Genomic DNA, 26,510 nt, shown 5'->3' on the forward strand with positions numbered 1-26,510 from the left:
GTTATCTGAAAAAGTGGTATAACAAATTTACTCACGCCGCAGCCCTTTTTTGGAGCAACTTATGGACGCCATAGAACCCCGCCGCCTGTATCAGCAGCTGGCCGCTGAACTTAAACATCGTATCGAGTCCGGGGTTTACCAGGTCGGAGAAAAACTGCCTGCGGAGCGCTATATCGCGGAAGAGAAAAACGTCAGCCGTACGGTCGTGCGCGAGGCGATAATCATGCTGGAGGTTGAAGGTTACGTTGAAGTCCGCAAGGGTTCCGGGATCCACGTCATTTCCAGCCAGGCAAAATATATGACGGTGCCGGACGAGCGCTTTGAATTTGCCAATTATGGTCCTTTCGAGCTTTTGCAGGCCCGCCAGCTGATTGAGAGCAATATTGCCGAGTTTGCCGCCACTCAGGTGACCAAGCAGGACATTGTTAAGCTGATGGAGATTCAGGAGAAAGCGAGAAAAGAGCAAACCTTCCGCGATTCAGAATGGGATCTTCAGTTCCATGTGCAGGTGGCGCTGGCTACGCAAAACGGCGCGCTGGCCACTATCGTGGAAAAAATGTGGAGCCACCGCATTTACAATCCGTACTGGAAAAAATTACACGAACACATGGATATGCGCCCGGTTGATAACTGGTGCGACGATCATGACCAAATCCTTAAGGCATTGATTCGCAAAGACCCTGCTGCGGCTAAACTGGCCATGTGGCAGCATCTGGAAAATACTCGCCAGGTGCTGTTTAACGCCACCAGCGATGATTTCGAGTTCAACGCAGACCGCTATTTGTTTGCTGAAAATCCGGTAGTTCATCTTGATAAAGCGGCAAACGGTCAAAAATAGTCATTTTTCCGCCCGAGGGTAAGCAAACCATAAATAGTGTCAGCGTTTGTAAATACCCTCGCCAGCCTCCCCGCCAGTAAGCAAAATCATTCCTCAACAAACTGCAAATACTGTGACGTATAACGCGTAGTTTTGTTACAATTAGATGCAATTTCACCGTCTGTACGGGTTTCCGTCCTTCTGGCTGTCGTTTCACACGATGTTATTCCGACACCACAGTAGGGGCAGTGGATTGTAGCCAGCAACTAACTATAAAAACCATGCTGCATTCTGCTCATCCGTTTACACCGGCGGCCTAAACGAAGTGCCAGGAACACTGAATGGAACTACTGACGCAACTGCTCTCCGCTCTCTGGAGCCAGGATTTTGAAACGCTCGCTAACCCCTCGATGGTTGGCATGCTCTACTTTGTGCTGTTCATGATTTTATTTCTCGAAAACGGCCTGCTTCCGGCGGCATTTTTGCCCGGTGACAGCCTGCTGGTTCTGGTTGGCGTTCTGATAGCGAAAGGGTCTCTGGGCTTTGCGGAAACTATCGCTCTGCTCACCATAGCGGCAAGCCTCGGCAGCTGGCTGGGCTACATTCAGGGGCGCTGGCTGGGAAATACGAGGCTGGTACAAAACTGGCTTTCTCATCTGCCTGCGCACTACCACCAGCGCTCACACCAGTTATTCCATAAGCACGGCCTGTCGGCGCTGCTGGTGGGGCGTTTTATCGCATTTGTTCGTACCCTGCTGCCAACTATTGCCGGGTTATCGGGTCTTAGCAGCACACGCTTCCAGTTCTTTAACTGGATGAGCGGCCTGTTGTGGATATTGATTCTCACCACGCTGGGCTATTTGCTGGGCAAAACCCCTGTGTTCCAGAAATACGAAGACGCATTAATGTCGTGCCTGATGCTTATCCCGGTGGTGCTCCTTGTCATCGGCCTCGTAGGTTCATTAATTGTGCTCTGGCGTAAAAAACGCGGTCAAAGCAGTTAGAGAGATTCGATGAAATTAGCTTTCACAGGCCGCCTTCGGGCGGCGCTGCTTGTGGGTGCGCTGGCGCTGGTCGCGCTGGTTATGTGGTCCGGCATGCAGAATAAAGATTCCACTCTTGAGATACGTGCCTCGCGGCAGGGCGGGAGCATACCTGACGGTTTTTACGTCTGGCATCATCTCGACGCCAACGGCATCCGCTTCAAAAGTATTACGCCGCTGAATAACACACTGCTGGTTACTTTTGATTCCAGCGCACAGAGTGAAGCCGCAAAGGAAGTGCTGAACCGTACGCTGCCGCAGGGCTATGTTGTGGCCCAGCAGGACGGCGATAGCGACGCGCTGGCATGGCTCTCCATCCTGCGCCCTGACCACAATCATCTCGGTTAATCACCCTTCTCTGAGTCCGAATTTATTATTACCCTCTGGGTTTTTAGTTGATTCATGACTATGCTTTATCTGTTTTTACCGCTCATTATCAGCGCTTTTAAACGAAACTCTGGAACGACGCATAGGGTATTATCACCCGATAATTTGTGCATCGTCTTACAATGGAAGGTCAAATCATGAAATACCGCACCGTACTGGCTCTTGCTTTACTCACCCTGACTTCTGCCGCTCAGGCCGCTTCGCTTTGCGGTGAAAAAGAGCAGGATATTCAACGCGAGATTGGCTATGCGGAAAAACACAATAACCAGCATCGTATTGATGGCCTGAAAAAAGCGTTGAGCGAAGTGCGCGCAAATTGCAGCGACAGCAGCCTGCGCGCCGAACACCAGAAAAAAATCACCCATCAAAAAGAAGAAATTGAAGAACGTAGAGCCGATCTCAATGAAGCCCGCCAGAAGGGCGACCCGGAAAAAATTGCTAAACGCGAGAAAAAACTGGCAGAAGCTGAAGACGAATTGAAAGCTTTAGAGAAGCGTGATTACTGAGACAGGTAGTCGCAGACTTTAAGGATCCACCTCAAACACTCGGAGAGAATTATGTCAAAAGATACTACGTCAGAACATTTGCGCGCTGAGTTGAAATCCCTGGCAGATACGCTTGAAGAAGTCCTGAGTGCTTCCACGGACAAGTCGAAAACCGAACTGGATAAGCTGCGCACCAAAGCAGAAAAAGCGCTGAAAGAGAGCCGCTCTCGTCTCGGCGAAACCAGCGAAGCCATCGCCCAGCAAACCCGTGAAGCCGCGGCAAAAGCTGACGATTATGTTCGCGAGAACCCGTGGACAGGCGTTGGGATTGGTGCGGCGGTAGGCGTCGTACTGGGCGTGCTGCTGGCTCGCCGCTAAGATGGCTGATTCTCATCAAAGCCAGGGGCCGGGCAAGAGCGTGCTCGGCATTGGTCAGCGGCTGGTCACCATTCTGGTTGGAATGGTTGAAACCCGCCTGCGCCTTGCCGTGGTTGAGCTGGAAGAGGAAAAAGCGCATCTCGTTCAGTTGCTGCTGATGCTCGGCCTGACGATGCTGTTTGCCGCTTTTGGCCTGATGAGCCTGATGGTGCTGGTTATCTGGGCCGTTGATCCGCAGTATCGCCTCAACGCCATGATTGCGACCACCGTGGTGCTGCTCTCTCTGGCGCTGATCGGCGGTATCTGGACGCTGAGAAAATCCCGGCAGTCGACTTTGCTGCGCCATACCCGGCGCGAGCTGGAAAACGACCGGACCCTGCTGGAAGAGGATAAGTAATGAGCGATGCAGAACGCACTAAGCGTAAGGCGCATCTGCTCAGCCAAATCCAGCAACAGCGTCTCGACCTCAGCGCCACAAGGCGGGATTGGTTGCAGGTGACCGGCCCTTACGATCGCGGCTGGAATACTCTGCTAAGCCTGCGCAGCTACGCCATGATAGCCAGCAGCGTGCTGGCTATCTGGTCGGTACGGCACCCAAGCTTGCTGATGCGCTGGGCGAAGCGAGGTTTTGGCGCCTGGAGCGCCTGGCGAATGATCCGCAATGCGCTGAATCAAAACCCACGCTAGACCCCACAAACACCGCCTCGATGGCGGTGTTTTTACTTTTGCCGCTTAGTTCACTCAGGATATTTGAAGGACTTAGACAGTTTTCCTTGCTAACAATCCTTTTTCACCCCGTCTATTATCCTCTCCATCGACGGCAAGCACCGGTAATCACTGGAGTTTGCGCCCCCTTTAAGTCCTGGCAATGAACGCCGGAAAAAAGAACCGCTGGAGAGTAAAATGAAAAAATTAGAAGATGTTGGCGTCCTGGTTGCTCGTATTTTAATGCCAATCCTGTTTATTACCGCTGGCTGGGGCAAAATCACCGGTTATGCTGGCACTCAGCAATACATGGAAGCGATGGGCGTGCCGGGCGCACTGCTGCCGCTGACTATCCTGCTGGAGTTCGGCGGCGGTCTGGCTATCCTGTTCGGTTTCCTGACCCGTACCACCGCGCTTATCACCGCGCTGTTTACTCTGCTGACGGCGTTCCTGTTCCACAGCAACTTTGCTGAAGGCGCGAACTCCATCATGTTTATGAAGAACTTCACCATCGCGGGTGGTTACCTGCTGCTGGCCGTCTTCGGCCCGGGCGCAATCAGCCTCGACCGCGTACTGAATAAAAAGTGGTAAGCGTTCTATACTGATGAACACTGAGAAAGCGAAGACATTGTCTTCGCTTTTTTGCTATTGAGGAGGAGAAAAAAATGGGGCAACTCATCGACGGCGTCTGGCATGACGTCTGGTACGACACCAAATCGACCGGCGGCCGCTTCAAGCGCACCGAATCCGCCTTCCGCAACTGGCTGACAGCAGACGGCACCGCCGGTCCAGACGGCGGCAAAGCCTTTGCCGCCGAAAAAGATCGCTATCATCTGTATGTCTCCCTGGCCTGCCCGTGGGCGCACCGCACCCTGATGGTTCGCAAGCTGAAAGGTCTCGAGCCCTTTATCTCTGTTTCCGTAGTACACCCGCTGATGCTGCAAAATGGCTGGACGTTTGGCACAGACTTCCCGGACGCAACCGGCGACACTCTTTATCAGCACGATTTTCTCTATCAGCTCTATCTTCAGGCAGACCCGAACTATACCGGGCGCGTTACGGTGCCGGTGCTGTGGGATAAGAAAAATCAAACCATCGTCAGCAACGAGTCGGCTGAAATCATCCGCATGTTCAACACGGCGTTTGATGCGCTTGGCGCGCGAGCAGGAGACTACTACCCCGAAGCGCTGAGAAGTGAGATAGATGAGCTAAACGGCTGGATCTACGACTCGGTGAATAACGGCGTGTATAAGGCAGGATTCGCCACTTCGCAGGAAGCCTATGACGAAGCTGTCGACAAGCTTTTCATCTCTCTGGAACGCCTTGAGCAAATCCTCGGCCAGCACCGCTATTTAACCGGTAACCAGCTGACCGAGGCGGATATTCGCCTGTGGACGACGCTGGTACGCTTTGATCCGGTGTATGTCACCCACTTCAAGTGCGACAAACGCCGCATCAGCGACTACCCCAATCTTTACGGCTTCCTGCGCGACATCTATCAGTTGCCGGGGATAAGCGAAACGGTGAGCTTCCCGCATATTCGCAACCACTACTATCGCAGCCATAAAACGATTAACCCAACCGGCGTTATTTCCGTCGGCCCTGCGCAGGATTTAGACCAGCCGCACGGGCGCGATGTCCGGTTTAGCCGGGGTTAAGAATATTCACCACAACAATGATTTACGGCCCAGATTTTCACGACTATTCTTGAAACGATCGCTTATCTATCGGGTGATTTTCGGATAATCAAGGCGGGCCGTAAATGGATTGGTATTTCAAAGCATTAAGAAATTATCTTGGTTTTAGCGGCCGTGCACGCCGCAAAGAGTACTGGATGTTCCATCTGGTGAACTTCATTCTGGCTGGCGTACTCAGCGTGCTGGACAGAATGCTTGGACTTCATATCTATAAAGATGAAGGTGCGCTCACCACAATTTACAGCATCCTGGTTTTCCTGCCGCTCTGGGCAGTACAGTTCCGCCGCCTGCACGATACCGATCGTTCGGCGTGGTGGCTGCTGCTGCTGCTGATCCCAGTCGTTGGATGGCTGATTATTCTGGCGTTCAACTGCCAGAATGGGACGCCAGGCGTTAACCGCTTCGGTGTGGATCCTAAGGTAACAGACACATTTAAAGTGGCTGGCTCGCTTTAAACAAAAAGGGCGTACCCGAAGTACGCCCTTGACCGCATGCTAAACGGGCTTGGCTTAAATAGCCTGCTCGTCCGCAAGTTCCGCTTTTTTAGCCAGACCATTCAGCAGCTTCTGATGAATGCCGCCGAAGCCGCCATTGCTCATCACCAGAATATGGTCGCCGGGCTGCGCTGTTTTCACAATCATATCGGCCAGCGTATCCACGTCCGCACTCCAGTGTGCTGGCTGCACGCAGGCCTCAGCCACTTCCGCAACCTGCCATGGAATATGCTGCGGTTGCAGCAGGAAGACTTCATCTGCACGCCCCAAAGATGGCGCCAGATCGTCTTTGCAGACGCCCATTTTCATGGTGTTTGAACGAGGCTCCAGCACCGCCAGAATGCGCGCCGTTCCGCCAACTTTACCGCGTAGCGCAGCAAGGGTGGCCAGAATTGCCGTCGGATGATGAGCAAAATCATCATAAACGGTTACGCCATTAGCTTCACCGCGCAGCTCAAGGCGGCGGCGTGCGTTAACGAAACCGCCCAGTGCCTGAGCGGCATCTGCTGGCGTAACGCCAACATGCCGGGCGGCGGCAATCGCCATCAGGCCGTTATGCATGTTGTGTTCGCCCACAAGCTGCCAGTTCACGGTGCCTACGCACTCGCCGTCCAGATAGACTTCCCACTGGGAGGCATCGGTCGTCAGCTTTTTAGCCTGCCAGTGGCCCTGCTCGCCAACCAGTTCCTGCTCGCTCCAGCAGCCCATCGCCAGGGTTTGCTTCAGGTTTGCGTCGTTTTCCGGCCAGATAATTTTCCCCTGGCCCGGCACGATGCGCACCAGATGGTGGAACTGCTTCTGGATGGCTTTCAGATCGTCGAAGATATCCGCGTGGTCGAACTCAAGGTTATTGAGGATTAGCGTGCGCGGGCAGTAATGCACGAATTTGGAACGCTTGTCGAAGAACGCGCAGTCATATTCGTCGGCTTCAATCACGAAGAATGAGCTGTCGCCCAGGCGAGCAGAAACCTCGAAGTTCCCCGGCACGCCGCCGATGACAAAGCCCGGCTTATAACCGCAGGCTTCCAGAATCCAGGTCGCCATTCCGGCCGTCGTGGTTTTACCGTGAGTACCGGCAACCGCAATCACCCAGCGGTCGCGCAGCACAAAGTCATGCAGCCACTGCGGGCCGGACATATAAGGAATGCCCTGCTCCAGCACCGCTTCAACACAAGGATTACCGCGCGTCATCGCGTTGCCGATAATCACCAGGTCAGGATGCGGGTCGAGCTGGCTGGCGTCATAACCTTCGATTAACGAGATCCCCTGCTGTTCAAGCAGCGTACTCATCGGCGGGTAAACATTGGCGTCCGAGCCAGTCACTTCATGCCCTAAAGAGCGAGCCAGCATCGCCAGGCCGCCCATAAAGGTGCCACAGATCCCTAGAATATGAATGCGCATACGAAACTATCCTTTCTTTGTTTGGCGCACATTCTAACCGTATGGCCTCCGGGGCGAAACGCATTTCAGGATATTCCTTAACTTGCTGGCGCGATTCACCTGTGCGCGATGTTTTGAATATTTGTTAAGATTGTTGCGATCGCTTTATCCAACATAATGATGCAGGGAAAGTGTTATGAAAACGTTAGGTGAATTTATTGTCGAGAAGCAGCACGAGTTTTCTCATGCTACCGGTGAGCTTACGGCTTTACTGTCGGCGATAAAGCTGGGCGCTAAAATCATCCACCGCGATATCAATAAGGCCGGTCTGGTCGATATCCTGGGTGCGAGCGGTGCCGAAAACGTGCAGGGTGAGGAGCAGCAAAAACTCGACCTGTTTGCGAATGAAAAACTCAAGGCAGCGCTGAAGGCACGCGGCATTGTGGCAGGTATTGCCTCCGAAGAAGAGGATGACATTGTCGTCTTCGAGGGCGCGGAGCAGGCCAAATACGTGGTGCTGATGGACCCGCTTGACGGCTCTTCTAACATTGATGTCAACGTCTCGGTTGGCACCATATTTTCTATCTACCGCCGTATCACTCCCGTAGGCACTCCGGTAACCGAAGAGGACTTCCTGCAGCCCGGCAACAAGCAGGTTGCAGCGGGATATGTGGTTTATGGCTCCTCGACGATGCTGGTTTACACCACCGGCTGCGGCGTTCACGCCTTCACCTACGATCCTTCACTCGGCGTATTCTGCCTGAGCCAGGAACGTATGCGCTTCCCGGAGAGAGGCAACACCTACTCCATTAACGAAGGCAACTACATTAAATTCCCGAACGGCGTGAAGAAGTACATCAAATTCTGCCAGGAAGAAGATGCGGCCAGCAAGCGCCCTTACACCTCGCGCTACATTGGCTCTCTGGTTGCGGACTTCCATCGTAACCTGCTGAAAGGCGGGATTTACCTTTATCCAAGCACCGCCAGCCACCCTGAAGGCAAACTGCGTTTGCTGTATGAAGGCAACCCGATGGCGTTCCTTGCGGAACAGGCCGGCGGCAAAGCCAGCGACGGTAAAGAGCGTATTCTGGACATCATCCCAACCACCCTGCACCAGCGCCGCCCGTTCTTTGTTGGCACTCAGCACATGGTTGAAGACGTCGAGCGCTTTATTCGCGAATACCCGGACGCCTGATTTCTTTCTTCTCACCCTCTCCCATCGGGGAGAGGGTTTTTAGCGCTTCACTTAATAGCGAAATGACGCCATCGCCGTAACCAACTGCTGAGACTGCTCTTCCAGCGAACGGGTTGCCGCCGTAGACTCTTCCACTAACGCCGCGTTCTGCTGAGCCGCTTCATCCATCTGGCTCACGGCAATATTCACCTGCTCAATTCCGTGGCTTTGCTCGTTAGAAGCGTTGGCAATTTCACGTACCAGCCTGGTCATACGCATAATTTCTTCGGCGATTTCATCCATTGTTTCACCGGCCTGCTGGGCGAGGTCGCTGCCCTCGCCTACATGTGTCTGAGAGTCAGAAATCAGGGTGCGGATCTCTTTGGCCGCTTCGGCGCTACGGCTTGCCAGAGTGCGAACTTCACCGGCTACCACGGCAAAACCACGCCCCTGCTCCCCGGCGCGAGCCGCTTCCACCGAGGCGTTAAGCGCCAGGATATTGGTCTGGAAAGCGATGCCGTCGATAACGCTAAGAATATCTGCGATACGGCCTGCGCTACCTGAAATATCACGCATTTTTTCAATCACGTAGCAAACCATTTCGCTACCGCGGTCGGCTGTGTCGGAAACCACTTTAGCCAGCTTATGGGCCTGCTCGGCGTTATCGGCGTTTTGCTTCACGGTGGCGGTGATTTGCTCCATGCTGGCTGCGGTTTCTTCCAGCGAGGTCGCGGTGGATTCAGTACGCTGGGAGAGGTTGAGGTTGCCCGCGGCCAGCTCGCGGCTGCCGGTATCAATCTGCGATGATGCGTCGCGCACGCGGCTTACCGAGTCCACCAGAGAGGTCCGCATCGCCACAATCGCTCCGGCAAGGCGGCCAAATTCGTTGTTGCCGGTTTGCGGCAGCGGCTGGGTTAAATCACCTTCGGCGACAAACTCCAGCTGGTGAATGGCTTCATCCAGCGGCTTAAGCAGCAGATGGCGCAGCGCCAGCCACACCAGCACAATGATGGCGGCAGTCAGCAGCGCGGCGAGGATAATAAAGCCAAGCACGATTTTCTTATGCAGCTGGACGCCAGCCACTTCGCTGTTGCCGCGGGCTTCACCCCAGCGCTGAAACGCCTGCACGTCGGTATCAAATTTCTGCCCAAGCGGGATCAGGCTTTTTTCCAGCAGATCGTAATAGTCGTCCGGGCTTTGCTTTTGCAGCGCCGCCAGCATCGGGGCAATCCCCTGAGCCTGATAGGCTGCATAGCTTTTGGCCAGACTTGCCAGAAGAGCATCGCCCTGCTCGTCGCTCACTCCGCTGTCGATAACAGATTTTAGATTTTTCTGCGCCTGCTCTACTTCGACGGTCACATTTTTAGCCGACTTCGTCGCATCATCCAGCATGCCGATTTCCATCTGCCGTACCGACTGACCGGCCTCATTACGGGCGCGCAGCAGCAGAATATAGCCATCGCTAACGCGCACCATTTGCTCACCCTGCAGGCGGTTAATGCGCTCAAGAGAAGCGGAACTTTGCTGCAGGGCATAAATGCCGATGCCGCTAACAACCAACAGCAGGAACGTCATAACTGCCAACAGCGTCAGCAGCCCCGTGCGAATCGACAAATTTCTCAACATGCTTAATTCCCGGTTTAACGATGGCTCATGAATAAAGTAGTGAGCGTGTTATCGGCAATTTTAGGAAAATGTTTAATCAATTTGCGTTATTTGCATACGTTAAGTGCTTGTTGCCATGAAGTTTAGCGCAGGCAGGTTCGCACGGTTATCCGGGCAGGCGGCCGCGCGGGAGGGCCGTTTAGCTTAGCGTCTTAGGCCGTTGGGGAAAAACAGCAAAAGACATTTAACCGCAGTTGGCTATAATATCGGGCACTTGAAATACACCAGTTTAAAGGAAAGAGACATGAGCTTACTCAACGTTCCAGCGGGTAAAGATCTGCCGGAAGATATCTACGTTGTTATTGAAATCCCGGCTAACGCTGACCCAATCAAATACGAAGTAGACAAGGATAGCGGCGCGCTGTTTGTTGACCGCTTCATGTCTACCGCGATGTTCTACCCGTGCAACTACGGTTACATCAACCACACCCTGTCTCTGGACGGTGACCCGGTAGACGTTCTGGTCCCAACTCCATACCCGCTGGAGCCAGGCAGCGTGATTCGTTGCCGCCCTGTTGGCGTGCTGAAAATGACCGACGAGTCTGGCGAAGACGCTAAACTGGTTGCTGTTCCGCACACCAAACTGAGCAAAGAGTACGATCACATTAAAGATGTGAACGACCTGCCAGAACTGCTGAAAGCGCAGATCACTCACTTCTTCGAGCACTACAAAGACCTCGAAAAAGGCAAATGGGTGAAAGTTGACGGCTGGGACAATGCCGAAGCTGCTAAAGCAGAAATCATCGCCTCTTTTGAACGCGCCGCTAAGAAGTAATTCTCAGCCTGCGAGTAAAGAGCAAACACCGCCTCCGGGCGGTGTTTTTGTTTATTCGAGGATGGCCTGAAGCCTGGCTAAAACTTCCTCAACAACGTCTAGCGGAGCGGCCTCAAGTTTTTGTGCCCCGCGGCATTCAAGATCGACCATTCTGGCCTGGTTAACCAGCACCACGCCGCAGGTCTCCGTCCCGCATCCGCTCAGGGAAACGGCAAAACCTGCGTCCCTTGCGTAATTTCCGCCCTGAGTGATGGGTGCCACCAGCACCGTGCCCGTCTGGTTAAATGCCCGGGTTGAAAGCACCAGAGCAGGACGGCCTTCCCCCTGTTGCTCCCGGCCAACGGCGGGATTGAACCCCACGAGAACGATATCGCCCCTTTCAAAACCCCCACGTCTCACCATACTTCTTTCCCGACCGGGTTATCCTTGCCCCAAATCTCTTCTTCAGACACTTTCGGCGCCGATGGGTCACCCAGAGCCAGCAGTTCGTCCAGAGTGTACTTTTTCCTTACGGGTTTCATAATCAGCTGATTGTTAAACACTTCCGCCTCCATACTTTGCCCAATCTTAAGCCCTAGCTCATCCATTAATGCACCGGGAATGACCATACCAGCACTGTTCCCCCATTTTTTGATGGTGATGCGCATCTCTCTCTCCTGTCGGGTGTGTTATACAAAGTATAAACACAACGACATGAAACTGCGCCAGTTATAAAACTGATTCAGACGCATGAACAGAACAAAATGTGAGCAGAGTTTAATTTTGGAATGGGCTTCCCACGGAAAAATGTACGGCGGAGGAACATGGCAAAATAATGGAAGGCCGCAGGGATAAAAAAACGGCTACCTGTTGGGGTAGCCGCTTTAGATGTGCTTAATACTTTTCTCGATCCAGCCAGTTCCCGCTGTCGATGCGCGTTAGCCCGTCCACCGGGCGCTGGTAAACGTACATCCAGGCTCCGCCGTAAGGTGTCTGAATCAGCTGGCGTCGGTACTCGCCCCCTTTGGTGCGCAGTGCATCCAGCTCGGAAAGTGTGGAGGCGTCTATCCGGTAAACTTCACCCGATACGATGCCATCGCCCGGCACGGCGCCTGGATAATGCCCAAGGCTATACAACACGTAGTTTTCCTGCGTGTGGTCGCCCAGCCACTGGGCGTTGGTCATCCAGTGGCTGTTACCTTGTTTGCGTCGTAAACTGCCGTAAACAAATATTCGCATTGCTAAAACTCAAACTGATAGAGCAGATCTAGTGCCTGATCTACGCCAGACACCGCTTCCAGATATAGCTTAGGCATCAGACGATAACGCAGCGTTAACGTCGCCAGAGAGTCAAAAATACCTACGCCATATTTAACCTGAAGACCCGGCAGTACATAGCCGCTGACGACCACCTGGGAAGAGTCTCCTACCCCTGCGGTGTCGAGCGCCAGGTTGCTTACGCCAAACGTCTCGCCGATTTTACCCACAACCTGACCACTTTGTGCAACCCCCAGACCCACAAGCATTGAAGTCATCGCGTCGCCATCGTTGCCGGAAGTGTCTAATCCCTGGCCGCGAAGCAGGTAGGACAAGGCTTCCTGCTGCGACATCGCCGGGTCAGAGAAGATTTCAGCTTTTGGTTCGTCGGCAGGCCCGGTAACCCGAACGCCCGCAGTGACGTCGTTTTCCGTCGCTTCAGGGTTACGCACTGCCTCAATGTTGAGATACGGGTTATCCGGCGGGCCGGAGAACAGCAGCTCGCCTTTGCGCACGATAAGATCCTGCCCATAAGCATGGAAGCGCCCCTGCGGAATGCTGATTTGGCCGTTCAGACCCAGCCCCTGCTTATCCTGCACCATTTTCAGGTCGCCGGTGAGGCGGGCTTTCAGGCCGAAGGCATCCAGCCGGACATTATTGCCAACGTGAATCGTCAGATTGCTGTTGATTGGAATACTTGCCGACTTCGGATTCACCGGTTTCAGATCTTTATCCAGCATCACTTCATCGCTGGAGACGCCCACCGCGCTGCCCGGCACATCGTGGACCACGATACGCGCCCACGGCACGTCAACATTGCCGTTAAGGGTGAACAGGCTCGGGGTTGCCACAAACTCGATATCCGGGGAAACGTCCAGCCGCACCATCGGCGGCACGGTGATACGCACCTTGCTGCCCTTCGCGGCAATACGCGCCCGCCAGTTGTCAATTTGTGTCCAGTCTGCGTCGCCGCTGAGGACTATTTGCCCCTGTTTGGTTCGCACCACGCCTTGCAGCGTTGAATTCATGCCGTTGAAGTTCATTGCAATCTGGCTCGGCTGCATTTCGAACGGCATAAAGTTGCCTTCAACATCAACGCCGTTGAGCTGCATCTGGCCGAACATCTGCGGACGTTCAAGGTTGCCGCCAAGACGCAGGTTAGCATTCAGCGTGCCGTCTGCTTTCTCGCCGCGCGAGAAGATAGCGTTGGCGATAGCCAGCGAGAAGTTACGAATATTGACGTTGCCGCCCAGGTTACGCCGCCCCTGCGGGTCGGTTATTTGCACCTGGCCGTCGAACTGCCCGTTGTTCGCCACTTTGATCAACCAGCCCAGTTGGGCACGATTGTTCTTCAGTTCCGCGTTCAGGTTTAGCGTATCGAAGGCGACCGGCAGCGTATTTCCGTTAACCACCTGCGCGACCTTCACGCCGCGCCCGCTAAGCGTGACCTGGCCCTGAGGCAGGCCGCCGGACTCGCTGTCCCAGCTCACATCCGCTTTACCGGTAAACACGCCGCTGGCCTGCGTCTCTTCCGGCATCACCGGTTTTAGCATCGCCAGGTCGAAGCGGTTAAGGTTCACCACCGCGCGGCCTTTAGCTCCGGCGTCAATGGTTTGCGGTACGCAAAGCTCAGCGTTCGGGTTAACCCAGCAGTGTGGGCCAATCGCAATCTTCTGTTCTTTATTTCGGAAGTCCAGCGTTAGCTCGCGGTTCAGCGCCCACGGGCCAACCGGCGTGTCGAAGCGCGTATCGGTCAGCTTGCCGCGCCAGCGCTCTTCATTGCGGTCAAAGCTGCCGCTGAGGTTCAGCCGCCCGGAAACGGGTTCGCCCTGAATACGCAGCTGAAGCTGGTGCTGCTTTTCATCGCCTTTCGCATCCAGCGTAACCAAATCGACCTTCACGCCGGGCTGAACAACGCGCTCTACGCGCAGGTTGAGGTTGCCGCCGATTTGCTCACTCGACTTCACGTCGCCTTTGAGCAGCACGCGGGCAACTGTCAGTTCCTGCCAGCGCAGGCTATTTGCCGTGAGGTCAGCCAGCAACTGCGGCGCTTTCACATCGCCACGCACCTTGATGATGCCTTTCGCCGTGCCGCCGAGGCCCGGCAGCGCATTATCCAGGTTTGGCGCATTAATGTTGGCGTCCAGGTTGAGATCTTTCTCGCCCAGCTCGCCCTTCACATCCACCGTGTTGCGCCCCAGCTCAATGTGCAGGCCTGGCACTTTCCACTGCATGTAGTTGTTGCCCTGGAGTGCGCCCTGAACGTTCACTTTGTTCTGTTTCACGTTTCCGCTGAGCTTCAGCTCGGGAATATCCATCTGCCAGCTGCCGCCGTACAGGCTGCCGCGGGTTTTGATATTGCCGTCCAGCTTCGCGGGCCAGTCCGGGAACTGCTTCGCGGTATTGATTCCTGCGAGGGTAAGTTCGCCGCGCCAGCTAATCGCTTTGCTCCAGTCCACCAGCGCCTTCAGATCGGTATTGCCCTGAAGCGCGGCCACCCGCAGTTTGTCGAGGCTAAACTGCTGCTCGTTACCTTTGCCATCGAGCGTTATCGTGGCGGGCGGAACCTGGTCGCCCTTCACGGCGGTGCTGAACGAAAGCTTGTAGTCGGTCATCTTGCCGGTCAGGCGCAGCTTGATGTCATCCGCCTGGTACTGTTTTTCACCGCTCAGCGGCCAGGCAAGCTGCTTGCTGTCCAGCGCGATATTCAGCGGCAGTCCGGCCTCCGCAAGCTTCGCCTGAGCATTCAGCTGCATGCCCACCGGCCCTGAAAGGTTAATGCCGACTTTCAGCTCGTCGCGCAGCGCGCCGCCGACTTTCATCTTCACCTTTTCGCCTTTCAGCGGGTCGATGTTCAGCGTGCTGTTAAGGGTCAGGTCTACCGGCCAGTTATCCCGCAGCTGGGCGCTTCCGGTGGCGTTCACCAGCCCCTGGGACGAGTCCACGTCCAGCGCATCCAGCTTCAGGTTGCCGTCGATGCTGCTGACTTTGAGCAACAGCGAATTAATCATCAAATCGGTGTCGCCCGTCAGGCGCAGGCGCGCGCCGCGGAATTCCTGAATATTCAGATTCACCGGCAGGTTTACGTCTGCCATTTCCGGCAGCAGCGGCTTCTCGAAGAGCTTCTGGAGCGTTTCCCCAAGCGGTGCTTCGTCCGGCTGCGGGTTCTGGATCTTCGGCTCCACCACTTCTTCTTTTGCCACCTGCGCGGCTTTCGGCAGGGCAATAAGCAAGCCTTCAAGGCTGGTTGGCGTCAGCGTGAGATTTCGCTGCTCCCAGCTCAGGCCGCTGGAGAAATCCATCACCGAAACAGTGGTGTCGTCGATTTTAACGTTGACGTTGTTCAGCGCCACGCGGCTGAGGGTGATGGGATATGGCGTGGAGAGGTTGAGCGGGCCGCTGTCCTGCTCTTCGACAGGAGCAGACGGCGGCATTTTTTTACTGTCGATAGCGACATCGACATTTTTTAGCGAGAAGTCATTCACGCACAGGCTGCTGTGCCACAGGCAGTTGAGCTTAACCGCAAGATGCACTTCGCCCGCTCGCACCGCAACACCCGGCTGCTCGTAGCTCAGGTTCTTCAGCGTCAGGTTGCGCCAGCCGCCATCGACCTGGGCGATGTGCAGCCCCGGCACCCAGCGGTTAGCCCCTTTAAATAGCAAATGCAGGCCCGGTGTAGTGCCGACCAGGAAACCTACCGCCGCAACCAACAGGACAATAACAGCCAACACCGCGAGGCTTATTTTCTTCCAACGACTCATAATTCAGGCCCCAAACCGATGTAAAACTGTAAACCGTGCTCTTCTTTATCGCCAACCGGCACCGCAAAATCGAGCTTGATTGGCCCAACGGGAGACTGCCAGCGAACCCCGACGCCCGCGCCGGTTTTGAAATTACTGCGCTTGATGTCGTTAACCGCTTCGCCGGAGTCAACAAACGCCGCGCCCCACCATTTTCCGGTTACGTTGTACTGGTATTCCAGCGAGCCGGTTGCCAGCTTGGACGCACCGGTCAGCTTGCCGTTGCTGTCCTCAGGCGAGATAGATTTGTATTTGTAGCCGCGAATGCTGCGGTCGCCACCAGCGAAGAAACGCAGGTCCGGCGGGACTTTCTTGAAGTTGTTGGTTTCTATCCAGCCAAGGTTGCCGCGCACCACAAAACGGTGTTTTTCATACAGCGAGCGGATCCAGACGTTTTGCGCCTGGAAAACGCCAAAGTCGACGTCTGAACCCCATGTCGTGTTGGAAACATCAATCGAATACCGCTGTGAATCACCCCACGTAGGCATCAGGCCGCCGCGCGAACGCGTACGGTTCAGGCTAACGCCCGGATAGAGCAGCATCGTGGTGTTGGTGACGTCCGCCTGGGTAAAGTGGTCGAGGCTCCAGCGCAGGTTAACCGCGCGCTGCCAGCCGCTCGACATATCCCAGTAGCGGGAAAGCGCCACGGTTGTTGAGTCAGATTTTGTATCGTTCAGATCGGTGCGTTTGAAGCCACCCTGCACCAGATAGTATTGCTCCAGCGGGCTTTTGAGCAGCGGCACTTTATAGCTGAAGTCCAGCGTCTGCTCCGGGCCGGAGAGGCTGGTACTGGTCGTCAGGCTGTGGCCGTACGAGTTCATCCACGGCTTTTTCCAGCTGGCTTTCAGGCGTGGGCCTACGTCGGTTGAATAACCCACACCGGTTTCTATCGTGTTCTCGGTACGCGGAGAAACTACGCCGTGCAGAGGCAGCACTTTGGTCTGCCGGGACTTTTCAAATTCTGGCGCCACAACCACAGAGTTAAACCAGCCGGTTGCCGACAGGCGGCGGTTAAGCTCGGCCAGATCGCTCGACTTGTAGTAGTCACCCGGCTTAAACGGGATCAGGTTTTGCAGGTACTCTTCGCGAATTTGCGAGCCTTCGAAAGTGACGTCGCCAAAGCGGTAGCGCTCGCCGCTGTCGTAGTCGATATCCCAGAACGCCTGGTGCCTGTCCAGCGAAACGCCCAGCTGGCTTTTGCGGAAATCACTGTCGAAGTAGCCTTTACGCAGCGCAACGCTGGAAAGCCCTTTTTTGAAGTTGTCGTAATCGGCGTGATCGAGAACGGTGCCGATTTTTGGCCGCTTGGTGAGCAGCTCGAGATAGTCTTTGTCGGTACGTGCGCCGCCGCGCAAAATAACATCAGTGCCGCCAATTAACACCGGCGGGCCTGCGTCTACTTTCGCGAGCAGTACCTGTCTGCCGCCGTTTGCAGGAGGCGGACGAAGGGTAAAATCAATTGTCGGCTCGTAATAGCCCAGGGCTTTTAGCCCTTCACGAATAGCGTCGTCCACGCGCGCCTGGAAACGGCGATCCGGCGTGACTTCATCACTTTCGATAGTTGAAAGCTGGGCACGTACGTTTTTTTGCAGCTCGCCGCTGAGTCCCTCAACCTGCAAACGCACGTTCGCTGCGCTGGCCCATGTGCTCGCCACACACAGGCTGGTAATACATAAAGTACGGATTGCTGGCACGTTTTCTCCTGAATATCCTTGTTCCCACCCCTGGAAGGAAACGTCATTACCGCTCCGCGGATTAACAAAACCCTAACATTAAGGGTTGAAAATAACTCACTAGCCTAAATCTTTCTTATATGTAATGTAGTCTTTAAGTTGTGTGTATTGTCTGAAATTGCAGGACTGATGACAACCGCTCGCTTTTTTATCGATTTCCCGGAGAAAAACACCATGCATTTGTTCGAAAAAACTCACCCTGTTGCTCAGTCCGAAGCCCTGCCGGGGCGAAACACGCCAATGCCGGTCGCCACGCTTCATGCGGTTAATGAACACTCTATGACAAATGTACCAGATGGGATGGAAATCGCCCTGTTTGCGATGGGATGTTTTTGGGGCGTCGAGCGTTTGTATTGGGAGATTCCCGGCGTTTACAGCACGGCTGCGGGCTACAGCGGCGGCTATACCCCAAACCCAACCTACCGTGAAGTCTGCAGCGGCCAGACCGGCCATGCGGAAGCGGTGCGTGTGGTGTATGACCCGAAAGTCGTCAGCTATGAGCAGCTGCTACAGGTGTTCTGGGAAAACCACGATCCGGCTCAGGGCATGCGCCAGGGCGGCGACGTAGGGACTCAATATCGCTCCGCTATTTATCCCCTGACGCCGGAGCAGGACAAAGCGGCCCGCGCCAGCCTTGAACGCTTTCAGGCCGCGATGACCGCCGCCGGTGACAAACGCCAGGTCACCACCGAGATTGCTAATGCAGGCCCGTTCTATTACGCGGAAGACGACCACCAGCAGTACTTGTACAAAAATCCGCAGGGCTATTGCGGCATCGGCGGTATTGGGGTTTGCCTGCCGCCTCAGGCGTGATATTTACGCCTTTCGATCTAAACTTACCACCCGGCTGCATTCCACAATGAAAATAATGCTGGATTGCAGCCAGGTAGACTGACCCATTCCGCCGTGCCTCTTTTATAGCCAGTAGCGACACCTCCCCCGCTTACGCTATACTAGTCGTTGAAATTGCTGGCCCGCTCACAAAATCGGCCAGCTTTTCTTGTGTTTGACCCCTTAGATTTTTCAACTTTTCCCTTCCGAGGATCTGGCCACAACAGCCGGATAAATTATGTTAAACAGTATTTTGATAATACTTATTCTTATTGCTATCAGTGCCTTCTTCTCAATCTCTGAGATCTCGCTTGCCGCCTCTCGTAAAATCAAACTTAAGCTGCTGGCCGATGAAGGCAATGTGAACGCGCAGCGCGTGCTGAAGATGCAGGAAACGCCGGGCATGTTCTTTACCGTGGTGCAAATTGGCCTGAACGCCGTAGCTATTCTCGGCGGTATCGTCGGCGATGCGGCCTTTTCACCGGCCTTTAAAATGCTGCTGGAACGCTTCCTGTCTCCGGAACTTGCCGATCAGCTCAGCTTTATTATCTCGTTCACCCTCGTCACCAGCCTGTTCATCCTGTTTGCAGACCTTACCCCGAAACGCATCGGTATGATTTCGCCTGAAACGGTCGCTTTGCGAATCATCAACCCGATGCGCTTCTGTCTGTTTATCTTCAGACCTCTGGTCTGGTTCTTCAACGGCCTGGCGAACGTTATCTTCCGCATCTTCAAACTGCCGATGGTGCGTAAAGACGACATTACCTCCGACGACGTTTATGCGGTATTTGAAGCCGGTGCGCTGGCGGGCGTGCTGCGTAAGCAGGAGCACGAATTGATCGAAAACGTGTTCGAACTTGAATCACGTACCGTCCCGTCCTCCATGACCTCACGCGAAAACGTTATCTGGTTCGATTTACACGCCGACGAGCAGAGCCTGAAGTCCACCATCGCCGAGCATCCTCACTCCAAGTTCCTGGTGTGTAACGGCGATATCGATCACGTTGTCGGCTACGTTGACTCTAAAGAGCTGCTGAACCGCGTGCTGGGCAACCAAAGCATGGCGCTTAACAGCGGCGTGCATCTGCGTAATGCGCTGATTGTGCCGGATACGCTGACGCTGTCCGAGGCGCTGGAAAGCTTCAAAACCGCCGGTGAAGACTTCGCGGTTATCATGAACGAATACGCGCTGGTGGTAGGCATTATCACCCTGAACGACGTGATGACCACCCTGATGGGCGACCTGGTCGGCCAGGGGATGGAAGAGCAGATTGTGGCCCGCGACGAGAACTCGTGGCTGGTTGAAGGCGGGACGCCTATCGATGACGTGATGCGCGTGCTGGATATCGACGAATTCCCGCAATCCGGCAACTACGAAACCATCGGCGGATTCATGATGTTTATGCTGCGTAAGATCCCAAAACGCACAGATGCGGTGAAATTCTCCGGCTACAAGTTCGAGGTAGTGGATATCGATAACTACCGCATCGACCAGCTGCTGGTGACGCGCATTGATAACAAGCCAACGGCGCTGACGCCAAAGCTGCCCGATGCTGAAGAAAATCAGGAGCAGTAAGCTCCTCAGAAACACGAACGGCCCTTGCGAGGGCCGTTTTTTTTTACAACCTTTGGGCCTAGCCCATGTCCGCCTGCAAACGCATGACCTGGCGGTTAACCTCGGACATCACCGAGTAGTGCTGCTTGTCTTTAACCTTCGGGACAAGGATTTTGCCCTTATCAAATTCGAAAGCGCCAACGTCCTTGATATACAACCGTCCACGGAACAGGATCTTCACGTACTTCGCCACCTGAAGGGGGTTGTAACGTTGGAAAATTTTCATTGTTGTTTCACTCCTGCAGTGTTTACGCCCCTGCGAGCCACATTTGGCTCAACAAAATGAGGCGAAAAATTTTGGTGCTCAAAAACTATAGTCCAGATATCCGAGGGGACCTAGTATGTAGCAGTTTTTTTACTAAAAGATTACAAACTTTCAGAACAATCTTTTAATTTGTAAAAAAATAATAGCGTAAGCCTTCAAAATTCAGGGATATGTGCGCCGCCCCGCAAACTGGCATTGTCATTGCGGGACAGATGGTTATTCAGCACATATGCTTAAAACGTCGACTCAAGTGGTCGGATCACCTGCCAACAACAATAAGGAGCTCACTATGACCCTGCGCGGAACTCTGGCGCTGTCCCTTCTGCTGCTGCCGCTTATGGCCTCGGCGCACAACTTCGAGAATAACCAGCGAGTCTCACCGATTGGGATAACCGATAAGGGAGAGTTAGTGCTCGATAACGGTAAGTTTAGCTACAAAAACTGGAATAGCGCGCAGCTGCCGGGAAAAGTGCGGGTGCTCCAGCATATTGCCGGCCGCTCCAGCGCTAAAGAGGAAAATGCTGCGGTTGTCGAAGCCATCAAAGCGGCGAAATTCCCGCACGACAAATACCAGACAACCACCATCGTAAATACCGATGACGCTATAGTCGGCACCTCGATGTTCGTTCGCAGCAGTATAGAGAGTAATAAGAAGGAGTTTCCGTGGTCGCAGTTTGTTGTCGACGGCAACGGCGTGGCGGCCAAAGCCTGGAAACTTGAGCAGGGTGGATCGGCAATCGTGGTGCTGGATAAAGAAGGCCGTATTCAGTTCGCCAAAGACGGCCCGCTAACCCAGCAGGAAGTGCAGCAGGTGATTAGCCTGCTACAGGGGCTACTCAGTAAATAGAAACCCGGAAGCCGGGGTTAAGGAATGACTCGCGAGGGGTGTAATCAAGCGTTTTACCCTGCCAGTCGTGCACATGCGCCCCGGCGGCCACCGCCACGGCATGCCCCGCTGCGGTATCCCAGATATTGGTTGGCCCAAAGCGCGGGTAAAGCTGCGCCTGGCCATCGGCCACCAGGCAAAACTTGAGCGATGAACCAATAGCCGTGGTCTGGTGCTCTCCCATCTGCTGCAAATATTCTTTCAGTTCGTCGTCGCTGGCGGCATGAGAGCGGCTCACAACTACGCGCGGCGGGCGGGCATCCCGAACGTGAATTTGGTTACGCACGCCGCACTCTTCCTTCCACGCCTTCCCTTCCGCTGCGCTGTACATGATTTTCAGCACCGGGGCATAGACCACGCCCATCACCGCTTTACCCTGCTCGATAAGCGCGATGTTAACGGTGAACTCGCCATTGCGCTTGAGGAACTCTTTCGTGCCGTCCAGCGGGTCAACCAGCCAGTAGCGCTGCCAGTTTTGACGAGTTTCCCACGACTGGGGATCTTCTTCCGACAGCACCGGTATGTCCGGCGTTAACGTCCGTAAGCCTTCGAGAATAATTGCGTGTGCGGCTAGATCTGCCGCCGTCACCGGCGAGTCGTCTGACTTGTGGGTTGCTTCAAGCGGCTTTTCACCTTCATAGACCTGCATGATGGCGACGCCCGCTTCCCGCGCCAGTTGGCAAATTTGTTCTAACATTCTCCACCTCGTGTTGTGTCGCTGCGCGCTGCACCGAGCGAATAACTTATTGTTTTACTTATATCTCATTGCACCGCGATGCGCTATCTGTGAAGCATTTCTGGTTTAGTGCCGAAAATTTCTGGCAGACTTCACAAAATTGTAAGCAACAGTATGTATATACATTGCCCTTTGTGGCGTACCTCTAAAAAGGACATTGAACATGATTAAGTTTAGCGCAACGCTTCTGGCCATGCTGATAGCGGCCAGCGTCAATGCGGCAACCGTCGATCTGCGGATCATGGAAACAACCGATCTGCACAGTAATATGATGGACTTCGATTACTACAAAGATACGCCTACTGAGAAGTTCGGGCTGGTACGCACCGCAAGTTTAATCAATGCCGCCCGCGGTGAAGTCACCAACAGCGTGCTGGTGGATAATGGCGACATTATTCAGGGCAGCCCGCTGGGCGATTACGCGGCGGCAAAAGGCCTCAAGGCGGGAGAAATCCACCCGGTCTATAAAGCGCTGAATACGCTGGACTATACCGTGGGCAACCTTGGCAATCACGAATTCAACTACGGCCTCGACTTCCTGCATAAAGCCCTCGCTGGCGCGAAGTTCCCGTACGTTAACGCCAATATTATTGATGCCAAAACCAATAAGCCGCTGTTTACGCCTTATCTGATTAAAGAGACTGAGGTTAAAGATAAAGACGGCAAATCTCAGACTTTACGCATCGGTTATATCGGCTTCGTTCCGCCACAGATAATGACCTGGGATAAAGCAAACCTCAGCGGTAAAGTGACGGTGAACGACATCACCGAAACCGCCCGCAAGTACGTGCCTGAAATGCGCAAGCAGGGTGCGGATGTGGTGGTGGTCATCGCGCACTCGGGCCTTTCCAGCGAGCCTTACCAGGCGATGGCGGAAAACTCCGTTTACTACCTCAGCGAAGTCCCGGGCGTGGATGCGATTATGTTCGGTCATGCCCATGCCGTTTTTCCGGGCAAGGATTTTGCCAGTATTAAAGGGGCCGATATTGAGAAAGGCACCCTGAACGGCGTCCCGGCGGTAATGCCGGGCATGTGGGGCGACCATCTAGGCGTGGTGGATCTAGTGCTGAACAACGACTCCGGTAGCTGGAAAGTCACCGGCAGCAAAGCCGAAGCACGCCCGATTTACGATACCGTTGCAAAAAAATCACTGGCGCCTGAAGACGCGAAGCTGGTGAAAGTGCTGGAACACGATCACGACGCCACCCGCGAATTTGTCAGCAAGCCTGTCGGCAAATCATCGGACAACATGTATAGCTACCTCGCGCTGGTGCAGGACGACCCAACCGTGCAGGTGGTGAATAACGCGCAGCGTGCCTATGTTGAAAAATACATTCAGGGCGACCCGGATCTGGCTAACCTGCCGGTACTCTCCGCCGCCGCGCCTTTCAAAGTCGGTGGCCGTAAAAACGATCCGGCAAGCTTTGTTGAAGTGGAAAAAGGCCAGCTGACCTTCCGCAACGCCGCCGATCTCTACCTTTATCCGAATACCCTGGTTGTTGTGAAGGCGACGGGGAAAGAAGTGAAAGAGTGGCTGGAATGCTCCGCCGGGCAGTTCAACCAGATTGACGTGAACAGCACTAAACCGCAGGAGCTTATCAACTGGGACGGGTTCCGCACCTATAACTTCGACGTTATTGACGGCGTAAATTATCAGGTTGATGTTTCCCAGCCGGCTCGCTACGACGGCGAATGCCAGATGGTTAACCCGCAAGCCGAGCGTATCAAACAGCTGACCTTCAAAGGCAAGCCAATCGATCCGAACGCCGTATTCCTGGTGGCAACCAATAACTACCGAGCCTACGGCGGCAAGTTTGCCGGAACCGGCGACAGCCATATCGCGTTTGCTTCCCCGGACGAGAACCGCTCGGTGCTTGCCAGCTGGATTAGCGCTCAGGGCGAAATTCACCCGGCAGCGGACAATAACTGGCGCCTGGCGAAAATTGCCAGCAAGCAGCCGCTGGATATCCGCTTCGAAACGTCGCCAACCGAAAAAGCCGCCGCGTTTATCAAAGAAAAAGCGCAGTATCCGATGAAAAACGTCGGCAACGACGATATCGGGTTCGCCGTTTATCAGCTTGATTTAACTAAGTAAGGCTCTCAGGCGTCCCGTTTCTCGCGGGACGCCATCACCTGCGGCAGATTCCCCTCAATCCAGTCCGCCAGCGCGGCGACCTTGCCGGATATTTCATGCCCCATTGGCGTCAGGGTGTATTCCACATGCGGCGGCACTACCGGATAAGATTTCCTGTCGACAAATCCGTCGGCCTCGAGCCATTGCAGCGTTTGTGCCAGCATTTTTTCGCTTACGCCGCCCATCTTGCGTCTTAAATCGCTGAAGCGATGAGTGCCGTCCTGCAAAGCCATCAGGATAAGTACGCCCCAGCGGCTGGTTACGTGCTTCAGAACATCGCGCGACGGGCATTTGTCGCAGAACAGATTTCCGCTGCGCAGCTGTTCGCCCAAAGAAGGAGATGCTTCGGTGGTTTCACTCATTTGATACTTACCTTTTTGTGCGTACTTACTAAAAGTTAGCTAAGGTGCTAGTGTGACACAACTCGTATGAAACATCACTCAGGAGATTCATCATGATTGCGATTACCGGAGCTTCCGGCCAGCTGGGCCGCCTTGTGGTTGAAGATTTACTGAAAACCGTTGATGCCGCAGAGGTCGTTACCGTAGTAAGAAACCCGGCAAAAGTTGAAGATTTTGCCAGCCGCGGCGTGCAGGTGCGGGCGGGGGACTACGGCGATGTTTCTGCCCTGGCAAAAGCGTTTTCCGGGGTAGAAAAAGTGCTGCTGATCTCCTCCAGCGAAGTCGGTCAGCGTACCGTTCAGCACAAAAATATTATCGAGGCCGCGAAACAGGCGAGCGTAAAACTTATCGCCTACACCAGCCTGCTGCATGCCGACCGCTCGCCTCTGGCGCTGGCGGATGAACATGTAGCCACCGAGCAACTGCTTCAGGCATCTGGCTTACCGTTTGTGCTGCTGCGTAACGGCTGGTACACCGAAAACTATCTTGCCAGCGTGCCGCCTGCGGTTCAGCACGGCGTGTTTATCGGCAGCGCCGGAGAAGGCAAAATCGCCTCCGCCACCCGCGCTGATTACGCAGCCGCTGCGGCAAAAGTGCTGACGCTGGATAACCAGGCAGGCAAAGTTTACGAGCTGGCCGGTGACCAGGCCTGGACGCTTGCAGAGCTGGTGGCGGAAGTCAGCAAGCAAAGCGGCAAACCGGTGGTTTATCAGAACCTGAGCGAAGCCGACTTTAAAGCCGCACTTCAGGGCGCTGGCCTGCCGGAAGGCTTTGCTGACCTGCTGGCAAATTCCGATAGCGGAGCAGAAAAAGGCGGCCTGTTCGACGACGGGCACCAGCTCAGTAAGCTGATTGGCCGCCCGACCACGTCCCTCAGCGACAGCGTAAAAACCGCGCTGTAATTGTTAAAACCTGGTTAATAACTAGCCCTCCACGCTGGCATCTCTATAATAACGGGAGATTCAGCGTGGAGAGAAAGCGTGCAGGGTGTACCCGAGCAGTTTAGCGATGAGAGAGACAGCGCCCAGTTCCGGCATTTGCCGCAGCTGCCGGGCGTTGAGCTTTATCACGCCCATATTGCGAAGTACGCCTTCGAGCCGCATACCCATGAAGCCTTCGGCATCGGAGCAATCACCTGGGGAGCGGAGCGCTTTCGTTACCGCGGGGAACAGCTGGTTGCGCCAACCGATTCGCTGGTTCTGATGAACCCGGACGAGCTGCATACCGGCGAAGCCGCCAGCGAAGACGGCTGGCAGTACCGCATGATTTATCTGGACCCGGATCTGCTGGAGTCGGTAACCGGGGAGCGGAGCTGGTGGTTTAACGCGGCAGTGAACCATGATCCCGCCCGCGCTCGCCAGGTTTCACAGTTTATTGGCGGCCTCTGGCAGGCCGAAGATACGCTGACTCAGCAGGGTTTATTGCTGAATCTGGTCGAAGCTTTTCGCCCCTACGCCCGCCATCTTCCGGGGCTTCGGGAGGGAGAAAATCGCTTCACGCTGGTACGCGAATACCTTTATGACAACTATATGCACACCATCACGCTTGATGATTTAGCGGCGCTGGTGTCACTCAGCCCGTACCATTTCCAGCGTCAGTTTAAGGCCCATTACCACGTTACGCCCCACCAGATGCTGATGGCAATTCGCCTGTGGCACGCCAAGCAGTTTCTCACCGCCGGAATGCCCGCCGCCGAGGTTGCCGCCGCCAGCGGCCTGACGGACCAGGCTCACCTCACGCGCGCGTTTGCCCGGCGCTACGGCATCACGCCCGTGCGCTACCAAAAGCAGGTCTCCCGTTAGCAGGACAGCAAGCTGGTACAATACGCCTCTCTTCTGCCCCCCTACACTTGCCTCAAATTGTGACTTTGCAG

The 26,510-nt window shown here is 54.7% G+C and carries 28 protein-coding genes; 18 read left to right on the plus strand and 10 right to left on the minus strand.

The window, feature by feature from the left end; translation table 11 throughout:
• The first annotated feature begins 61 nt into the window (after positions 1-61).
• The 10 genes from exuR to FOC35_RS06325 all read left to right on the plus strand — a co-directional run bounded on the left by exuR (position 62) and on the right by FOC35_RS06325 (position 5,967).
• Positions 62-838, plus strand: coding sequence for a transcriptional regulator ExuR (gene exuR, locus FOC35_RS06280; protein ID WP_172568467.1), 777 nt, complete (start codon positions 62-64; stop codon positions 836-838).
• A gap of 320 nt (positions 839-1,158) precedes the next feature.
• Complete coding sequence (gene yqjA / locus FOC35_RS06285; RefSeq protein WP_016534671.1) at positions 1,159-1,821, plus strand: DedA family general envelope maintenance protein YqjA; 663 nt, start codon at positions 1,159-1,161, stop codon at positions 1,819-1,821.
• 9 nt (positions 1,822-1,830) lie between these two features.
• Entirely contained in the window at positions 1,831-2,208 is a 378-nt protein-coding gene (gene mzrA / locus FOC35_RS06290; protein WP_016534670.1) for an EnvZ/OmpR regulon moderator MzrA, read from the plus strand.
• A 176-nt stretch (positions 2,209-2,384) separates the two neighbouring features.
• Positions 2,385-2,753 carry a DUF1090 domain-containing protein gene (locus FOC35_RS06295; RefSeq protein WP_039897856.1) on the plus strand — a complete coding sequence of 123 codons (369 nt, stop codon included), beginning with the start codon at positions 2,385-2,387 and terminating at the stop codon, positions 2,751-2,753.
• A 51-nt stretch (positions 2,754-2,804) separates the two neighbouring features.
• A complete protein-coding gene (locus tag FOC35_RS06300) occupies positions 2,805-3,110 on the plus strand; it encodes a YqjD family protein (RefSeq protein ID WP_016534668.1) in 306 nt (101 codons plus the stop codon).
• A gap of 1 nt (position 3,111) precedes the next feature.
• The gene (locus tag FOC35_RS06305) at positions 3,112-3,507 is read left to right on the plus strand and encodes a phage holin family protein (RefSeq protein WP_016534667.1); all 396 of its coding nucleotides are present in this window, start codon (positions 3,112-3,114) and stop codon (positions 3,505-3,507) included.
• A complete protein-coding gene (locus FOC35_RS06310) occupies positions 3,507-3,797 on the plus strand; it encodes a YqjK-like family protein (RefSeq protein ID WP_016534666.1) in 291 nt (96 codons plus the stop codon). The genes FOC35_RS06305 and FOC35_RS06310 overlap by 1 nt, the downstream gene beginning before the upstream one ends.
• Before the next feature lie 216 nt (positions 3,798-4,013).
• Positions 4,014-4,406: a DoxX family protein gene (locus tag FOC35_RS06315; RefSeq protein WP_016534665.1), complete on the plus strand. Its 393-nt coding sequence runs from the start codon at positions 4,014-4,016 to the stop codon at positions 4,404-4,406.
• Positions 4,407-4,480: 74 nt separating this feature from the next.
• On the plus strand, positions 4,481-5,473 hold the full coding sequence (locus FOC35_RS06320; RefSeq protein WP_172568468.1) for a glutathione S-transferase family protein: 993 nt from the start codon (positions 4,481-4,483) through the stop codon (positions 5,471-5,473).
• Between the two features lie 104 nt (positions 5,474-5,577).
• A complete protein-coding gene (locus FOC35_RS06325) occupies positions 5,578-5,967 on the plus strand; it encodes a DUF805 domain-containing protein (RefSeq protein WP_016534663.1) in 390 nt (129 codons plus the stop codon).
• 54 nt (positions 5,968-6,021) lie between these two features.
• Here FOC35_RS06325 and mpl read toward each other — a convergent pair whose 3' ends face one another.
• Positions 6,022-7,407: a UDP-N-acetylmuramate:L-alanyl-gamma-D-glutamyl-meso-diaminopimelate ligase gene (mpl, locus tag FOC35_RS06330; protein ID WP_016534662.1), complete on the minus strand. Its 1,386-nt coding sequence runs from the start codon at positions 7,405-7,407 to the stop codon at positions 6,022-6,024.
• Positions 7,408-7,582: 175 nt separating this feature from the next.
• Between mpl and fbp the strand changes: the two genes are divergently transcribed.
• A complete protein-coding gene (gene fbp / locus FOC35_RS06335; protein WP_016534661.1) occupies positions 7,583-8,581 on the plus strand; it encodes a class 1 fructose-bisphosphatase in 999 nt (332 codons plus the stop codon).
• A 51-nt stretch (positions 8,582-8,632) separates the two neighbouring features.
• On the opposite strand, the gene FOC35_RS06340 is transcribed toward fbp, so the two are convergent.
• Entirely contained in the window at positions 8,633-10,186 is a 1,554-nt protein-coding gene (locus FOC35_RS06340) for a methyl-accepting chemotaxis protein (protein ID WP_172568469.1), read from the minus strand.
• A gap of 283 nt (positions 10,187-10,469) precedes the next feature.
• Here FOC35_RS06340 and ppa point away from each other — a divergent pair, with 283 nt between their 5' ends.
• Entirely contained in the window at positions 10,470-11,000 is a 531-nt protein-coding gene (ppa, locus tag FOC35_RS06345) for an inorganic diphosphatase (RefSeq protein ID WP_016534659.1), read from the plus strand.
• Positions 11,001-11,051: 51 nt separating this feature from the next.
• Here ppa and FOC35_RS06350 read toward each other — a convergent pair whose 3' ends face one another.
• The 5 genes from FOC35_RS06350 to tamA all read right to left on the minus strand — a co-directional run bounded on the left by FOC35_RS06350 (position 11,052) and on the right by tamA (position 17,730).
• The gene (locus FOC35_RS06350) at positions 11,052-11,402 is read right to left on the minus strand and encodes a type II toxin-antitoxin system ChpB family toxin (protein ID WP_016534658.1); all 351 of its coding nucleotides are present in this window, start codon (positions 11,400-11,402) and stop codon (positions 11,052-11,054) included.
• Positions 11,396-11,647 carry an AbrB/MazE/SpoVT family DNA-binding domain-containing protein gene (locus FOC35_RS06355; RefSeq protein WP_016534657.1) on the minus strand — a complete coding sequence of 84 codons (252 nt, stop codon included), beginning with the start codon at positions 11,645-11,647 and terminating at the stop codon, positions 11,396-11,398. Before FOC35_RS06355 ends, FOC35_RS06350 begins: the two co-directional genes overlap by 7 nt.
• 226 nt (positions 11,648-11,873) lie before the next feature.
• Positions 11,874-12,218: a gamma-glutamylcyclotransferase gene (locus FOC35_RS06360; RefSeq protein WP_039897855.1), complete on the minus strand. Its 345-nt coding sequence runs from the start codon at positions 12,216-12,218 to the stop codon at positions 11,874-11,876.
• 2 nt (positions 12,219-12,220) lie between these two features.
• The gene (locus tag FOC35_RS06365; protein WP_172568470.1) at positions 12,221-15,997 is read right to left on the minus strand and encodes a translocation/assembly module TamB domain-containing protein; all 3,777 of its coding nucleotides are present in this window, start codon (positions 15,995-15,997) and stop codon (positions 12,221-12,223) included.
• On the minus strand, positions 15,994-17,730 hold the full coding sequence (tamA, locus tag FOC35_RS06370) for an autotransporter assembly complex protein TamA (RefSeq protein ID WP_039897853.1): 1,737 nt from the start codon (positions 17,728-17,730) through the stop codon (positions 15,994-15,996). The genes FOC35_RS06365 and tamA overlap by 4 nt, the downstream gene beginning before the upstream one ends.
• Before the next feature lie 213 nt (positions 17,731-17,943).
• Between tamA and msrA the strand changes: the two genes are divergently transcribed.
• Together msrA and FOC35_RS06380 are read left to right on the plus strand one after the other, a co-directional pair.
• Positions 17,944-18,582 carry a peptide-methionine (S)-S-oxide reductase MsrA gene (msrA, locus tag FOC35_RS06375; RefSeq protein ID WP_039899083.1) on the plus strand — a complete coding sequence of 213 codons (639 nt, stop codon included), beginning with the start codon at positions 17,944-17,946 and terminating at the stop codon, positions 18,580-18,582.
• Positions 18,583-18,838: 256 nt separating this feature from the next.
• Positions 18,839-20,176: a hemolysin family protein gene (locus tag FOC35_RS06380; protein WP_016534652.1), complete on the plus strand. Its 1,338-nt coding sequence runs from the start codon at positions 18,839-18,841 to the stop codon at positions 20,174-20,176.
• 58 nt (positions 20,177-20,234) lie between these two features.
• Here FOC35_RS06380 and FOC35_RS06385 read toward each other — a convergent pair whose 3' ends face one another.
• Positions 20,235-20,441: a DUF1107 domain-containing protein gene (locus tag FOC35_RS06385; protein WP_008460430.1), complete on the minus strand. Its 207-nt coding sequence runs from the start codon at positions 20,439-20,441 to the stop codon at positions 20,235-20,237.
• Between the two features lie 328 nt (positions 20,442-20,769).
• Between FOC35_RS06385 and FOC35_RS06390 the strand changes: the two genes are divergently transcribed.
• The gene (locus FOC35_RS06390) at positions 20,770-21,327 is read left to right on the plus strand and encodes a YtfJ family protein (RefSeq protein WP_039897852.1); all 558 of its coding nucleotides are present in this window, start codon (positions 20,770-20,772) and stop codon (positions 21,325-21,327) included.
• Here FOC35_RS06390 and cysQ read toward each other — a convergent pair.
• Positions 21,317-22,063 (minus strand): 3'(2'),5'-bisphosphate nucleotidase CysQ, encoded by a 747-nt coding sequence (cysQ, locus tag FOC35_RS06395; RefSeq protein ID WP_016534649.1) that lies wholly within the window; start codon positions 22,061-22,063, stop codon positions 21,317-21,319. The two genes, FOC35_RS06390 and cysQ, sit on opposite strands and share 11 nt — an antisense overlap.
• 202 nt (positions 22,064-22,265) lie before the next feature.
• On the opposite strand from cysQ, the gene FOC35_RS06400 reads away from it, so the two are divergent.
• Entirely contained in the window at positions 22,266-24,197 is a 1,932-nt protein-coding gene (locus FOC35_RS06400) for a bifunctional 2',3'-cyclic-nucleotide 2'-phosphodiesterase/3'-nucleotidase (protein WP_172568471.1), read from the plus strand.
• A 5-nt stretch (positions 24,198-24,202) separates the two neighbouring features.
• Here FOC35_RS06400 and FOC35_RS06405 read toward each other — a convergent pair whose 3' ends face one another.
• Positions 24,203-24,598, minus strand: a complete 396-nt coding sequence (locus FOC35_RS06405) for a helix-turn-helix domain-containing protein (protein WP_172568472.1) — start codon at positions 24,596-24,598, stop codon at positions 24,203-24,205.
• 92 nt (positions 24,599-24,690) lie between these two features.
• Between FOC35_RS06405 and FOC35_RS06410 the strand changes: the two genes are divergently transcribed.
• Both FOC35_RS06410 and FOC35_RS06415 read left to right on the plus strand, forming a co-directional pair.
• The gene (locus FOC35_RS06410; protein WP_172568473.1) at positions 24,691-25,539 is read left to right on the plus strand and encodes an SDR family oxidoreductase; all 849 of its coding nucleotides are present in this window, start codon (positions 24,691-24,693) and stop codon (positions 25,537-25,539) included.
• Positions 25,540-25,617: 78 nt separating this feature from the next.
• Complete coding sequence (locus FOC35_RS06415; protein ID WP_172568474.1) at positions 25,618-26,439, plus strand: AraC family transcriptional regulator; 822 nt, start codon at positions 25,618-25,620, stop codon at positions 26,437-26,439.
• The last annotated feature ends 71 nt before the right edge of the window (positions 26,440-26,510 follow it).

Origin of the sequence: Cedecea sp. FDAARGOS_727 (assembly GCF_012273235.1) — a bacterium.
Classification (GTDB): domain Bacteria; phylum Pseudomonadota; class Gammaproteobacteria; order Enterobacterales; family Enterobacteriaceae; genus Cedecea; species Cedecea davisae.

Coding starts and splice junctions, on each gene's coding strand:
- FOC35_RS06405 (WP_172568472.1), bottom strand. CDS start 24,598: ATGAGTGAAACCACCGAAGCATCTCCTTCTTTGGGCGAACAGCTGCGC.
- FOC35_RS06300 (WP_016534668.1), top strand. CDS start 2,805: ATGTCAAAAGATACTACGTCAGAACATTTGCGCGCTGAGTTGAAATCC.
- yqjA (WP_016534671.1), top strand. CDS start 1,159: ATGGAACTACTGACGCAACTGCTCTCCGCTCTCTGGAGCCAGGATTTT.
- FOC35_RS06410 (WP_172568473.1), top strand. CDS start 24,691: ATGATTGCGATTACCGGAGCTTCCGGCCAGCTGGGCCGCCTTGTGGTT.
- mzrA (WP_016534670.1), top strand. CDS start 1,831: ATGAAATTAGCTTTCACAGGCCGCCTTCGGGCGGCGCTGCTTGTGGGT.
- FOC35_RS06315 (WP_016534665.1), top strand. CDS start 4,014: ATGAAAAAATTAGAAGATGTTGGCGTCCTGGTTGCTCGTATTTTAATG.
- FOC35_RS06320 (WP_172568468.1), top strand. CDS start 4,481: ATGGGGCAACTCATCGACGGCGTCTGGCATGACGTCTGGTACGACACC.
- mpl (WP_016534662.1), bottom strand. CDS start 7,407: ATGCGCATTCATATTCTAGGGATCTGTGGCACCTTTATGGGCGGCCTG.
- msrA (WP_039899083.1), top strand. CDS start 17,944: ATGCATTTGTTCGAAAAAACTCACCCTGTTGCTCAGTCCGAAGCCCTG.
- FOC35_RS06385 (WP_008460430.1), bottom strand. CDS start 20,441: ATGAAAATTTTCCAACGTTACAACCCCCTTCAGGTGGCGAAGTACGTG.
- FOC35_RS06305 (WP_016534667.1), top strand. CDS start 3,112: ATGGCTGATTCTCATCAAAGCCAGGGGCCGGGCAAGAGCGTGCTCGGC.
- FOC35_RS06310 (WP_016534666.1), top strand. CDS start 3,507: ATGAGCGATGCAGAACGCACTAAGCGTAAGGCGCATCTGCTCAGCCAA.
- FOC35_RS06350 (WP_016534658.1), bottom strand. CDS start 11,402: ATGGTGAGACGTGGGGGTTTTGAAAGGGGCGATATCGTTCTCGTGGGG.
- FOC35_RS06400 (WP_172568471.1), top strand. CDS start 22,266: ATGATTAAGTTTAGCGCAACGCTTCTGGCCATGCTGATAGCGGCCAGC.
- FOC35_RS06390 (WP_039897852.1), top strand. CDS start 20,770: ATGACCCTGCGCGGAACTCTGGCGCTGTCCCTTCTGCTGCTGCCGCTT.
- cysQ (WP_016534649.1), bottom strand. CDS start 22,063: ATGTTAGAACAAATTTGCCAACTGGCGCGGGAAGCGGGCGTCGCCATC.
- fbp (WP_016534661.1), top strand. CDS start 7,583: ATGAAAACGTTAGGTGAATTTATTGTCGAGAAGCAGCACGAGTTTTCT.
- FOC35_RS06365 (WP_172568470.1), bottom strand. CDS start 15,997: ATGAGTCGTTGGAAGAAAATAAGCCTCGCGGTGTTGGCTGTTATTGTC.
- FOC35_RS06340 (WP_172568469.1), bottom strand. CDS start 10,186: ATGTTGAGAAATTTGTCGATTCGCACGGGGCTGCTGACGCTGTTGGCA.
- FOC35_RS06360 (WP_039897855.1), bottom strand. CDS start 12,218: ATGCGAATATTTGTTTACGGCAGTTTACGACGCAAACAAGGTAACAGC.
- FOC35_RS06325 (WP_016534663.1), top strand. CDS start 5,578: ATGGATTGGTATTTCAAAGCATTAAGAAATTATCTTGGTTTTAGCGGC.
- ppa (WP_016534659.1), top strand. CDS start 10,470: ATGAGCTTACTCAACGTTCCAGCGGGTAAAGATCTGCCGGAAGATATC.
- FOC35_RS06355 (WP_016534657.1), bottom strand. CDS start 11,647: ATGCGCATCACCATCAAAAAATGGGGGAACAGTGCTGGTATGGTCATT.
- exuR (WP_172568467.1), top strand. CDS start 62: ATGGACGCCATAGAACCCCGCCGCCTGTATCAGCAGCTGGCCGCTGAA.
- FOC35_RS06380 (WP_016534652.1), top strand. CDS start 18,839: ATGTTAAACAGTATTTTGATAATACTTATTCTTATTGCTATCAGTGCC.
- FOC35_RS06295 (WP_039897856.1), top strand. CDS start 2,385: ATGAAATACCGCACCGTACTGGCTCTTGCTTTACTCACCCTGACTTCT.